The organism is Seonamhaeicola marinus, assembly GCF_008085455.1.
On the sequence record NZ_VSDQ01000802.1, the window covers coordinates 1 to 207 of the forward strand.

The window sequence follows — 207 nt, forward strand, 5'->3', positions numbered from 1 at the left end:
GTAAAAACGCCTGTTGGGTTCCAGGTACAGATCACGCATCTATTGCTACCGAAGCCAAAGTAGTTGCCAAATTAAAAGCAGAAGGCATAGATAAAAACGATTTAACTAGAGACGAGTTTTTAAAACACGCTTGGGATTGGACGCATGAATACGGTGGTGTAATTCTTGAGCAATTAAAAAAACTAGGTTGCTCTTGCGATTGGGATC

The 207-nt window shown here is 40.6% G+C and carries 1 protein-coding gene; it reads left to right on the forward strand.

Annotation, left to right across the window (positions count from 1 at the left end; genetic code table 11):
• On the forward strand, positions 1–207 hold a 207-nt coding region (locus FUA24_RS23595; protein WP_148545783.1), incomplete at both ends, for a class I tRNA ligase family protein.